Origin of the sequence: Eggerthella sp. BIOML-A1 (assembly GCF_009875595.1) — a bacterium.
GTDB classification, from domain to species: Bacteria; Actinomycetota; Coriobacteriia; order Coriobacteriales; family Eggerthellaceae; genus Eggerthella; species Eggerthella lenta.
The window spans coordinates 314,029-326,040 of record NZ_WWRZ01000004.1 but is presented as its reverse complement, the minus strand read 5'-3'; the positions used below and the strand labels follow the sequence as shown (position 1 = coordinate 326,040).

Sequence of the window (12,012 nt, the reverse complement as noted above, 5' to 3'; positions counted from 1 at the left end):
GCGCGGTGTGATGGAGTGCGTAGCGAGTATTGTCAACACCCGCGCCCCTCGAGGCGTTTCCGGGGCTTACGCCCTGCGCCTGCCGTAGCGCTCGTAGGCCTGCGTCACCTGCAGCTCGTACTCCTTGCGAGTGCCCTTGACCACCGTGTCCAGGATGAGGCCGCTGGCGAATGCGAGGATGCCGACGAACACGAGGGCCACGGCCAGCAATGCGGAGGGCAGGCGCGGTACGAGGCCCGTCGCGGCGAACTCCCAGATGACGGGGATGCCGGCGATGAGGCCCAACAAGCAGAACAGAAGCGCGAGCCAGCTGAACAGCGCGAGCGGGCGATAGTCCTTGAACAGCGACATGATCATGGCCAGCACCTTCATGCCGTCCGAGAACGTGTTGAGCTTGCTCTCCGATCCTTCGGGGCGGTCGCGGTAGTCGATCGGCACCTCGGCGATGCGCCAGCGCTTGTCGACGGCATGGATGGAAAGCTCCGTCTCGATCTCGAACCCGGGCGAGAGCACCGGCATGGTCTTGGCGAACACGGCGTTGAAGGCTCGATAGCCGGTCATGACGTCGGAGAACTCGAAGCCGTAGATCCATTTGATGAGCGTGCGCACGAGGTCGTTGCCGAAGCCGTGGAACGCGCGGTCGTTCTCCTCGCCGTAGGTGCCGTTGGACAGGCGGTCGCCCACGCTCATGTCGGCCTCGTCGGCCATGAGCGGCGCCAGGAGCTCCGGCGCGGCCTCGGCGGGGTACGTGTCGTCGCCGTCCACCATGACGTAGTAGTCGGCGTCGATGTCGCGCAGCATCTGGCGCACCACGTTGCCCTTGCCCTGGCGGCGTTCGGCCCGCACCACGGCGCCGTGCTCGGCCGCGATGGAAGCGGTGCCGTCGGAGGAGTTGTTGTCGTAGACGTACACGGTCGCTTCGGGCAGCACGCGCCTGAAGTCGTCGACCACCTTGCCGATGGTTACGGCCTCGTTGTAGCAGGGGATGAGCACGGCGACGGTGCCGCTCTGGGCGCGCGGCGTATCGATCTTCTGATCCACGAATCACTCCTCGGTTCTGTATAGGTGAGGTTCATCCTACTCGAAACGTCGGGCTTGCGCCAGACGGCTCCGTTGTTTTCCAGATGAAACCCGGTAAGGAAGCCGTTTTCGACCGGTAATATTGTGCCCGGCGCCTCCTGCTACAATGAAGAACGCCCGCTACGACTGGAAGAGGGGCGTCCTCCCTATGGAACTGATTACCCGCTCGCGCGAGCGGCGGCGCATCGCCATCATCGTGGTCGCGCTCGTCCTTGCGCTTCTGATCGCGCTCGCGTACACGATCGTCTCGTCGCGTCAGGCGACGGCGGCCGCGGTGGAAACCATGAGCGAAGTGTACTTGCAAGAGCTCAGCAACCAGGTCATCTCCCATTTCAACACCGGCATCGACGGCAAGTTCTGCCAGCTGGAAACCGTGGGCAGCTCGCTTGAGCTGTACGACCCGGAGAATCTCGACGAGGTGAGGGATTTCCTCGCCTGCATGGAGGCGGACGATGACGAGTACGCCTACCTTGCGCTGCGTGGCAGCGACGGGCTCTACTACACGTCGTGGGGCTCGGACGCCGCCTCGGATGAGGAGCTTGCCGCCCGCAGCGAGCTGGGGCTGTCGTATCGGGACGCGCACGGCCACGACGTGATGCTATACAACGGAACCATCGCGCTCGTGGATTCCTTCGAGCCCGTTACCTGCGGAGGCGTCACGTTCACCGCCGTCGTCGCCGGGTTCGGCGTCGACACCGTTTCCGGGAAGCTCAACCTCGATCTGGTCAATGGCAGCGCGCGGTCGAGCGTCATCGGCTTCGACGGCACTTGCATCGCAGGATGCGATGCCGAGGGGCTGTGCAACGGCGAGAACCTGTTCGACGCGTTGGAATCGAGCGCTCGCCTCGACAAGGGGTACAGCATGGACCAGGTGCGAGAAGCCGTGGAGAACGGGGAGACGTTCCTGCTTCCCTTCTGGTGCGGGGGCCATCACGAGTACCTGTACTTTCGGCCGATGAGCAATCAAGACTGGTATCTGTGTACCGCCATGCCCTACGGCGTGGTGGACGAGGACGTGGCGGGACTCAGCTGGGTGCTCATGCAGAACGCCGTTCTCATGGCGACCATGATCATCGCGGTCATAGCCATCTTCTTCTCGATCTACTATCAGCTGGTCAAGCGCAACACGCGTCTGCTGTCGGACGAGAAGAACCGCGCCGAGCGCGCTTCCGAGGAAGCGCGGCGCGCCAGTTTGGCGAAAAGCGAGTTCCTCTCGCGCATGTCGCACGAGATTCGTACGCCGATGAACGGCATCATGGGCATGACCGCCATCGCGCTCGAGAATGCGCACGACGAGGAGAAGGCGCGAGCCTGCCTCGAGAAGATCGACGTGACGTCCGAGCATCTCATGGCGCTCATCAACGACATCCTCGACATGAGCAAGATCGAAAGCGGCAAGATCGACATCAAGCGCGAGACGTTCGATTTCGGGACGTTCGTAGGGTCGCTCGACGACGTGTTCGGAACGCAGGCTCTCGAACAGGGGATTCGCTACAAGACGGAAGAAGTGGGCGCGCTGCCCTCGCTGCTCGTCGGCGACGGGCTTCGGCTGAACCAGATCGTTTACAATCTCGTTGGCAACGCTTTCAAGTTCACTCCTCGCGACGGCAGCGTCACGCTGCGCATAGAGGAGCTTCCCGCGCCGCCGGAAGAGGATGCTGCGCACGACGACGCGATCTGGCTGCGCTTCTCGGTGACCGATACGGGTTGCGGCATCAAGCCGGAGAACCGCGAGCGGATATTCTCGTCTTTCGAGCAGGGCGACGAGTCTTCATGCAGACGCGGAGGCACGGGTCTGGGCCTTGCCATCACGAAGCGGTTCACGGAGATGATGGGCGGTCGTATATCGTTGTCGAGCGAGGTGGGGAAGGGGTCGACCTTCACGGTGGACGTGCCGTTCGGACGAGCCTCGGGCGAAGGGGCCGCCACGTGCGACGATGCGTTCGCCGCGCGGTCCCGAACGCACGGCGACGGAGTTTCGTACGATTTCTCCGGCAGGCGCGTCATCGTCGCCGAAGACAACGAGCTCAACCGCGAGATAGCCACCGAGGTGCTGGCCATGGCGGGTGCCGAGGTCCTGGCGGCGTCCACGGGCGCCGAGGCCGTGCGCGCGTTCGAGCGCTCGCACCCGGGCTCCGTCGACCTGATCTTCATGGACATCCAGATGCCCGAGATGGACGGCTACGAGGCGACCCGCGTCATTCGCTCGCTCGACCGCGACGACGCGCGTTCGGTGCCCATCGTCGCGATGACGGCCAACGCGTTCGTCGAGGACGAGGAGCGCAGCCGCATGAGCGGAATGGATGGCCATCTGAGCAAACCCCTTGATATCCATCTCGTATATGCCACAATGGACAGGTTTTTGAGAGGGCGCTCGCGGGGAGGGGGCGCGTAGAGCGAAAGGACGCGCGCGGTGAAGAAGCTCGTTGCTCAGATCATGAAGTTCGGCGTGGTGGGCGTCATCGCTTTCGTCATCGACTACGGCTTACTTGCTCTGCTCACCGAGGCGTTCGGCGTGAACTACCTCGTCAGCGCCACCATTTCGTTCACGGCCTCGGTCGTGTTCAACTACGCGGCGTCGATGCGCTACGTGTTCACCCATAAGGAGGGCATGAGCCGCCGCCGCGAGTTCGCCATCTTCGTCGTGCTGTCGGTTATCGGCCTGGGCCTCAACAACGGCTGCATGTGGGCGGGCGTGGAGTTTCTGGGCATCCACTACCTCATCGTGAAGATCGGCGCCACGTTCATCGTCATGGTGTGGAACTTCGTGACGCGCAAGATCTTCCTCGACGCCGGCGATGCGCCCGGCGAGATCCTCTCGGACATCGAGTAGCCGTCTCGGCCGAAGCTGCCCCGAACGAGCGAAGCCTCCACCTGTCATCCTGCTCGCAGCGCGCCAGCGCGGAGCCGAAGGAACCCGCGCGGCGTTAGCCGGGGTGCTCCCTGCTGGTGTTAGCGCGGGATGACGGCGAAAAGGGCGTGACCGGGTAAAAACGAGGCGGTTTGGTAATCGGTTGCAACTCGCGACGGGATGCCGAAAAAATCGACCTGGGCTGATGTCGGGCTTCCGCTTCGGCGCGCCGGCGAATTGGGAAGCGGAAAGGTTTTGGGGTTACCAAACCGCCCCGTTTTCGCCATGGCGCGGCGATCTCGGCGTCATCGCCGTCTCAGCGTCGAATCAGACGATGCGCCGACAATAAAAAACGAGGCCGGGAACGGATTCCGGCCTCGTATCGTTTACCTGGTGCCCTTGACAGGATTCGAACCTGCGGCTTTCTGCTCCGGAGGCAGACGCTCTATCCCCTGAGCTACAAGGGCACGGTGGAGGAGATTATACGCTATCATGGACGAAACGGAAAAACAAAAACGAGATTTGGGCGTATTCATGGAAGAAACCATAACGATTGAGCGCATGGGCTACGGCAGCGAGGCGGTCGGCCGCCTGGAGAGCGGCAAGGCCGTGTTCGTGGAGGGCGGCGCGCCCGGCGACGTGGCCGCGCTGGAGATCGTCGAGGACAAGCCGACGTTCGCCCGCGCGCGCATCGCGCGGCTCGTCAAGCCCTCCGAGCTGCGCGTCCGCCCGCGCTGCGAGGCGGGCGCGGCCTGCGGAGGATGCCCCTGGCAGCACCTGTCCTATGACGCGCAGCTGGAGGCCAAGCGCGCCAACGTGGCGGCGGCGCTCGAGCGCACGGCGAAGTTCGGCCGCGAGCGCGCCGAGGAGCTGGTGCGCCCCTGTCTGCCGAGCAAGCGCCAGTGGGGCTACCGCAACAAGCTGGAGCTGGGCGCGGCCATGGACGAGCGCGGCACGTTCCAACTGGGGTTCCACCGCGAGGGCGCGCACGACATCGCCTCGCCGGGCGCCTGCCCCCTCGCTCACGACGCCATCGCCAAGGCGCCCAAGGCGCTGCGCGGCGCGCTGCGCTTCGCGCAAGGGTCGGCCGACCTCGGCATCTTCCGCGTGGGCGTGCGCCACAGCCTGCACACGGGCGATCTGGAAGTAGCCCTGTGGACGAGTCCCGGCTCCTTCCCGCGCGGACACATCGCCAAAACCGTCAAGAGCGCCGTCAAGGCCACCAGCATCGTGCGCGTCATGGCCGACCCCGGCAAGGCCCGCAAGATCAAGGGCGTCGAGACGCTCGACGGCAAGGGATGCTGGGAGGAACAGCTGGGCGACGCCCGCTACCTGGCCAGCGCGCCGTCGTTCTTCCAGGTGAACACCGCGCAGGCCGAGAAGCTGATCGCCTGCGTGATCGAGGGCTTGGGCGGACGCATGGGCGAGGACGGGCCCGAAGGGCTCGACGACCTGCTGATCGCCGACCTGTACGCTGGCGGCGGCACGTTCTCGGTGCCGCTCGCGCAGGCGGGCGCCGAGGTGTTGGCCGTGGAGGCCGCGGGCTCGTCGGTGCGCGACTTGCGCCGCAACGCCGACATGAACCGCGTGGATCTCGAGGTGATCGGCGGCGACGCGGCGCGCGAGCTTCCGGAGCTGGGCGGCCTCGACGCGCTGGTGGTGGATCCGCCTCGCGCGGGCCTGGCCGACGGCGTGGTGGAGAGCATCGCCGCCGCCGCGCCGGAACGCGTGGCCTACGTCAGCTGCAACCCCGCCACCTGGGCGCGCGATGTCGCGCGCTTCGAGAGCCAAGGGTATCGCCTGACTAGCGTCCAGCCCGTCGACATGTTCCCGCAAACCTACCATGTCGAGGTGGTCAGCGTCTTCGAACGCCTCTAGCCCCGCTGTCGCCCCCGACTCGTCCCTGAACGCACGAACCGCTCGCGAAAGGAAAGCCCATGATCCTGTCTGACAAGACCATAGAGAAGCTCCTCGCCGAAGGAAGCCTTGCCATCGAGCCCCTCGAGCCGGAGCAGATCCAGCCCGCCAGCGTGGACATCCGCCTGGGCGACACGTTCGGCATCGTCGAGGACACGCCGAGCGGCATCGTGGGGCTGGAGGACGAGATCGCCTACAAGACGATCCGCACCGACCGCTACATCCTGCTGCCGGGCCAGTTCGTGCTGGCAACCACCATGGAGTACGTGCGCCTGGGCGCCGACCTCACCGCCTTCGTGGAAGGGCGCAGCTCGCTGGGGCGCATGGGGCTGTTCGTGCAGAACGCCGGTTGGGTGGATCCGGGCTTCGAAGGCGAGATCACGCTGGAGCTGTTCAACGCGAACCGCTGCGCGCTGGAGCTGCGCTCGGGCAGGCGCGTGGGGCAGCTGGTGTTCGCCCAGCTGGACGAGGCGGCGAAGAACCCCTACGCCGGCAAGTACCAGGGCCAGCGCGGCGCTACGGGCTCGCGCGTGTACCTCGATCCGGAGGCAGCGCGCTAGCGCAGGCGCGCCCTGTCGATCTCCGCGCGCATCGGCGGTTGCCGTGCCGATCCGCCCCCGTTTCCGCAGCGCTTCTGCTCGCCGTGGATGTTCTACGATTTTTCCGGTCTGGCGGACTTGACCTGCTAAACTTCAACCTTGTATGCGATACTTTCGCCCCGTTTCGCGTGGGCGCATGATAGCAAGCAAACGAAAAGGAGCCGACCCATGGCGCAGTACACTCCGGAATACCAGCCGACCGGCGACGAGGTCGCCGTCATCACCACGTCGAAGGGCACCGTCCGCGTGCAGCTGGCGGGCAAGGACGCCCCCATCCACGTGGGCAACTTCGTCGAGCTGGCGCGCAAGGGCTTCTACGACGGCCTGAAGTTCCACCGCCACGTTCCCGGCTTCGTGATCCAAGGCGGCTGCCCGAACACGCGCGACCTCACGCCCGAAGAGGTCGTCAAGAAGGCCGGCAACCCGTTCGCGGGCCTCGGCACGGGCGGCCCGGGCTATTCCATCAAGGAGGAGTTCTCCACGAACCCCAACAACAAGCACCTCGACGGCTCGCTGGCCATGGCGCGCTCCCAGGATCCCAACTCCGCCGGCTCGCAGTTCTACCTGTGCCTGGGCGCCCAGCCCATGCTGGACTCGGGCTACACGGTGTTCGGCCAGACGATCGACGGCATGGACGTCATCGGCCAGCTGCGCGTAGGCGACGTGATCGAGAGCGTCGAGATCGAGAACGCCGCCGAATAGCGATCCGAGACGCCGAGGCGATTCCGCGAAGATACGAAGGAAGCAGATGAACAACGACTTATTCCAGCAAGCCCGGGCGGCGTACGCGCGCAAGGACTTCCAAGGCGCCCTGGCTGCCTACACGCAGTGCTTGCAGGATGCGGGCAGCTCGCTTGCACCCGGCGAGGTGGGGCTGCTGTACCACCAGATCGGCAACTGCCTGGTCAAGCTCAAGAACCCGAACGAGGCCATCCACGCCTACACGCAGGCGACCGCCGATGCGGCCTACGACGCGTGCGGCGCGGTGAACTACAACCTCGGCATGGCCTACGCCTCGCTGCATGATTACGAGGACGCCGTCAAGCACTTCGAGATCGCCGTGTCCGACGCCAAGTACGATGCGTCCTACAAGGCCTACTCGGGCATGGGCAACGCGCTGTTGAAGCTGGGCAAGTCGGCCGAGGCCGGCGTGGCGTTTCGCGAGGCCGCGCTCGACGAGGCCAACCCCGATCCCACGAAGGCGCTGCTCAACCTCGGCGTGTGCTTCATGGCGCTCGACCGTCCGGCCGACGCCGTGGCCTCCTATGAAAGCGCGCTGCAGTTCGACATGCAGCCCGACACGCGCAACAAGCTGTACGCGAACCTCGGCCAGGCCTACGTGGCCAGCGGCCAGATGCAGAAGGCCGTGAACGCCTTCGACGAGTCCATCGCCGACAAGACGTACTTCCTCAGCGACTCGGCCAGCGTCGACTACCAGCGCGCAATCGCCGCGGTCGCCCAGGGCACGTCCGAGATCACTCAGGTGATGGCTCCGGTGGCGCCCGTTGCCGACATGTCGGGGCTCGACGTGGCCGCCGACGGCACGGCCGTGTACGTGGATCAGGATCCGTACGCGGCGGGCGGCCAGGAACCGTACTACTACGCCGATCCGTACGCCCAGGCCGAGACGAACCCCTACGGCGCCCCGGGCGCGGAGGATCATTTCTTCAACGCCAGCGACGAAGAGCTGGAGCAGTGGTCGAAGGGTCTCGCCAAGCAGGATCGCAAGCGCCGCAACGTGGGTCTCAAGATCCTCGTCACCATCATCCTGATCGTGCTGGTCGCTTTCGGCGCCGCCGTGTTCCTGTACACGCAGGGCTGGGGCTATCCGTCGCAGGACCAGGTGGTCGAGCAGCTGTTCTCGGATCCGAAAGCGGCCTTCGCCAGCGAGGTGACCGAGGAGAACGCCGCGTCCATGACCGAGCTCCTCTCGACGGTGGGCAGCCCTGCGATCGACGGCATGGACAAGTCCATGAGCGATTCCACCGTGTACGTGACGGCTAAGACGCCCGAAGGCGGCGACGTGCAGTACAAGGTATCCCTCGTGCGCAACATGATCGGGTGGAAGGTGTCGAACGTGGAGCTGTACTTCCCGAGCCAGAACTGACAAAAGCGGCATACGCCGTTTTTGTCATCCTGAGCGGAGCGACCGAAGGAAGCGAAGTCGAAGGATCCCGTGCGGCGCAAGCCGGAAGCCGTCGGTCGGCGCCATAGGGGATCCTTCGACTGCGGCGGCTTCGCCGCCTCCGCTCAGGATGACACCCTCGTATAAAGAGAGAGAAAGGGCACTACAACATGGCACAGCAGAAGACCTACACGATGATCAAGCCCGACGGCGTGCGCAACGGCCACATCGGCGAGATCGTCAACCGCTTCGAGCGCGCGGGCCTCAAGATCGAGCGCATGGAGCTGGGCATGGTGACCGACGAGCAGGCGAAGGCCAACTACGCCGAGCATGAGGGCAAGCCGTTCTACGACGGCCTCATTTCCTACATCACCAGCGGCCCGGTCGTGAAGATGGTCGTGTCCGGCGACGGCGCGGTGGCCAAGTGCCGCTCCCTTATGGGCGCCACTAATCCGGCAGAAGCTGCCCCCGGCACGATTCGCGGCGATTTCGGCCTCATCATGGACGAGAATGTCATCCATGGCTCCGATTCCCCGGAATCCGCCGAGCGCGAGATCGGCATCTTCTTCGCGTAAAGCACGTTCCGAGCGCGCCGCCGCGTACGAGCCTTTCGCTCGAGCGACGGCGCGCTTTTTGTTTTTCGGAGCTTCGCGCACCGAAGGTTGCGCGGGATACCAGACGAGAAAAGGACGTGAGCATGCTCTATCGAGTCATCGACGCTGCTGAACTTCCCTCGCTCGTGTCGGCGTTCATGGAAACCTACGAAGTGGTGGCTCCGGTCAAGCGCGACCAGGGCTACGCCTTCGAGACCATCGAATCGCCCGACGACATCGAGCTTGCCTATCCTACCACCATGGCTTCGCCGAAGAAGTACTTCCTGCCGCCCGAGGAGACGCTCATGTCCTTCGACGCGCGCACGAACAGCGTGACCGACTTCGCCGCCGAGATCACGCCGCGCGTCATCTTCGGCGCGCATGCCTGCGACATCAACGCGGTGAACCGGCTCGACCTCGTGTTCAAGGACGGCCGCTATCCCGACCCCTACTACGTCGCCCGGCGCAACGCCACGCTCATCGTGGGGATCAGCTGCATGCCCTCCGAGACGTGCTTCTGCCATTTGTGGGGCTCCGACGAGGCGCGTTTCGGCTACGACCTGTTTTTGCAGGATATCGGCGGAAAGTACCTGGTCAGCATATCCAGCGTCGAGGCGGCGAACATCCTCGAGGCGGCGTGCAACCCGCGCGTGGCCACCGACGAGGACCGTATCGAGTTCCGCCACGCCACGCGTCGGCGCCAGGAGGCGTTCAACGACGCTATTCCCGACATCCAGGACGTGGCCATGCTCATGGACGCGTTCCATAAGGACCCGTTCTGGGAGGAGCTGGGCGGACGCTGCCTGTCGTGCACGGCGTGCTCGGCGGTGTGCCCCACGTGCTTCTGCTTCGACATCCAGGACACGTTCGATCCCTCCGGCGAGGCGGGTCGGCGCGAGCGCGTGTGGGACGCGTGCACTGCGCCGCAGTTCGCGCAGGTGGCCGGCGGCCACAACTTCCGCGGCGACGGGCGCAACCGCGTGCGGCATCGCATGTACCACAAGCTCAACGGGTTCCTCGCGAACCATGACCGCATGCTGTGCGTGGGGTGCGGTCGCTGCGTGAAGGCGTGCAAGGCGAACATCAACCCCATCGAGGTGCTCGAGTTCTTCGAGAGGAAGGGGATGCAAGATGCCCAGTAGCTGCGCGGTGTCCACCGTCCAGGTCAAACCGTTCTTCGACGAGGCGGCTCCCCTGTCGGGCGAGCAGATGATGGCGGCGAACCCGTATCGGCCTTGGCCGGCGCGGATCACGTCCATCATCGACCTCACCGAGACGGAGAAGCTGTTCGAGTTCCGCCTTATCGACGAGCGCATCCGCGATGCGTTCTCGCACGAGCCGGGCCAGTTCGTCGAGGTGTCCATCTTCGGGGTGGGCGAGGCGCCTATCTCCATATCCAGCTCGCCGTCCAAGCGCGGCTTCATCGAGCTGTGCGTGCGTCGCACCGGCCACTTCACCGAGGTGCTGCACAAGATGCAGTGCGGCGACATCGTGGGCCTGCGCGGCCCGTTCGGCCGAGGCTTCCCGTTCGAGGACATGAAGGGGCACGACATCCTGCTGGTGGCGGGCGGCCTCGGCATCGCTCCTCTGCGCTCGCTCATCAACAACATCCACGACGAGCGTTCCGAGTTCGGCAAGGTCACCATCATCTACGGTTCGAAGAACCCCTCCGAGGTGATGTTCCGCCAGCAGTTCGAGATGTGGCGCCATCGCAAGGACTTCGACCTGTACCTGACGGTGGATCATCCCGACGACACGTGGGACGGCGAGGTCGGCCTGGTCACAAAGCCTTTCGAGCATTTGGAGATCGATGCCGCCAACACGTTCGGCGCCCTGTGCGGGCCGCCGGTGATGTATAGGTTCGCCATCGACGAGATGCGGAAGAAGGGCATCAGCTACGACCATATCTACGTGAGCTTCGAGCGCCATATGAAGTGCGGCATGGGCAAGTGCGGCCACTGCCAGATCGGGCATCAGTACGTGTGCATCGACGGGCCCGTGTTCAACTATTGGGAAGCCAAGAACATCCAGGGGTCGATGTAGGATGGAGAAGCGCGACATGAACGGAAACTGCATAGCCTGCCAGGAGAAGCCGTCCGCGCCGCGCGTGGTGGTCGTGGGCCTGGCCAGCTGCTTCGGCTGCCAACTGCAGATCACGAACGCCGAGGCGCACCTGCTGGACGTGCTCGGTCAGATCGATCTGCGCTATTGGCAGCTGGCCTCGAGCGATCCCATGCCCGAGGACTTCGACGTGGCCATCATCGAGGGCGCCGTCACCACCGAGGAATCCGAAGCGACGGTGCGCAGCCTGCGCGAGAAGGCGGGCGCGATCATCGCCGTGGGCGCGTGCGCCACGACGGCCGGCATTCCCGGCATGGCCGCAGAGGGGTTCCTCGAGCGTCCTGGGCAGGTGTACGATCGGGTGCCGTCGGCCTGCGGCGACATGGTGGCGCCGCGCGCGGTGGGCGCCGTCATCGACGTGGACTTCGAGGTGCGTGCGTGCCCCATCGACAGCTACGACTTCATCGACGTGCTGCAGCGCGCGCTGTACGGCTCGAACAAGACGTATCCCTCGCGCACGATGTGCGGCGACTGCAAGCGCAACGAGACGAGCTGCTTCTTCGGAAAGGGGCAGCTGTGCCTGGGGCTCGTGACCACGGCCGGGTGCGGCGCGAAGTGCGTTAACCTGGGCCGTCCGTGCAACGGGTGCAGGGGGCTGTCGCCCGACGCGAACCTGGCGTCGGCGCGCGAGGCGGTGGCGCGCTACGGCGTGTCGGTCGCCGACTTCGACCAGGCGCTCGAGATGTTCAACCAGACGAACCCCGCCCTTGCGGGCAGCGAGTGAGG

At 65.1% G+C, this 12,012-nt stretch carries 11 protein-coding genes and 1 tRNA gene; 10 read left to right on the top strand and 2 right to left on the bottom strand.

Annotation, left to right across the window (positions count from 1 at the left end):
• Nucleotides 1-66: 66 nt before the first annotated feature.
• Nucleotides 67-1,041, bottom strand: a complete 975-nt coding sequence (locus GT590_RS06720) for a glycosyltransferase family 2 protein (RefSeq protein WP_009304630.1) — start codon at nt 1,039-1,041, stop codon at nt 67-69.
• 187 nt (nt 1,042-1,228) lie between these two features.
• On the opposite strand from GT590_RS06720, the gene GT590_RS06715 reads away from it, so the two are divergent.
• The gene (locus GT590_RS06715; RefSeq protein ID WP_226844470.1) at nt 1,229-3,475 is read left to right on the top strand and encodes an ATP-binding protein; all 2,247 of its coding nucleotides are present in this window, start codon (nt 1,229-1,231) and stop codon (nt 3,473-3,475) included.
• A gap of 18 nt (nt 3,476-3,493) precedes the next feature.
• Entirely contained in the window at nt 3,494-3,913 is a 420-nt protein-coding gene (locus GT590_RS06710) for a GtrA family protein (protein ID WP_009304626.1), read from the top strand.
• A gap of 409 nt (nt 3,914-4,322) precedes the next feature.
• Here GT590_RS06710 and GT590_RS06705 read toward each other — a convergent pair.
• Nucleotides 4,323-4,398, bottom strand: a tRNA-Arg gene (locus GT590_RS06705).
• Nucleotides 4,399-4,423: 25 nt separating this feature from the next.
• Here GT590_RS06705 and rlmD point away from each other — a divergent pair.
• The 8 genes from rlmD (at nt 4,424) to GT590_RS06665 (ending at nt 12,010) form a co-directional block, all read left to right on the top strand.
• Nucleotides 4,424-5,809, top strand: coding sequence for a 23S rRNA (uracil(1939)-C(5))-methyltransferase RlmD (rlmD, locus tag GT590_RS06700; RefSeq protein WP_009304625.1), 1,386 nt, complete (start codon nt 4,424-4,426; stop codon nt 5,807-5,809).
• Between the two features lie 59 nt (nt 5,810-5,868).
• Nucleotides 5,869-6,408 carry a dCTP deaminase gene (dcd, locus tag GT590_RS06695; RefSeq protein WP_009304624.1) on the top strand — a complete coding sequence of 180 codons (540 nt, stop codon included), beginning with the start codon at nt 5,869-5,871 and terminating at the stop codon, nt 6,406-6,408.
• 207 nt (nt 6,409-6,615) lie between these two features.
• Nucleotides 6,616-7,149 (top strand): peptidylprolyl isomerase, encoded by a 534-nt coding sequence (locus tag GT590_RS06690; protein ID WP_009304623.1) that lies wholly within the window; start codon nt 6,616-6,618, stop codon nt 7,147-7,149.
• A 46-nt stretch (nt 7,150-7,195) separates the two neighbouring features.
• The gene (locus tag GT590_RS06685) at nt 7,196-8,554 is read left to right on the top strand and encodes a tetratricopeptide repeat protein (protein ID WP_009608342.1); all 1,359 of its coding nucleotides are present in this window, start codon (nt 7,196-7,198) and stop codon (nt 8,552-8,554) included.
• A gap of 188 nt (nt 8,555-8,742) precedes the next feature.
• On the top strand, nt 8,743-9,147 hold the full coding sequence (gene ndk, locus GT590_RS06680; protein WP_009304621.1) for a nucleoside-diphosphate kinase: 405 nt from the start codon (nt 8,743-8,745) through the stop codon (nt 9,145-9,147).
• Nucleotides 9,148-9,269: 122 nt separating this feature from the next.
• On the top strand, nt 9,270-10,307 hold the full coding sequence (locus GT590_RS06675) for a 4Fe-4S dicluster domain-containing protein (RefSeq protein WP_009304620.1): 1,038 nt from the start codon (nt 9,270-9,272) through the stop codon (nt 10,305-10,307).
• Complete coding sequence (locus GT590_RS06670) at nt 10,297-11,208, top strand: FAD/NAD(P)-binding protein (protein ID WP_009304619.1); 912 nt, start codon at nt 10,297-10,299, stop codon at nt 11,206-11,208. The genes GT590_RS06675 and GT590_RS06670 overlap by 11 nt, the downstream gene beginning before the upstream one ends.
• 16 nt (nt 11,209-11,224) lie before the next feature.
• Nucleotides 11,225-12,010 (top strand): NADH ubiquinone oxidoreductase, encoded by a 786-nt coding sequence (locus GT590_RS06665; RefSeq protein WP_015760488.1) that lies wholly within the window; start codon nt 11,225-11,227, stop codon nt 12,008-12,010.
• Nucleotides 12,011-12,012 lie beyond the last annotated feature (2 nt).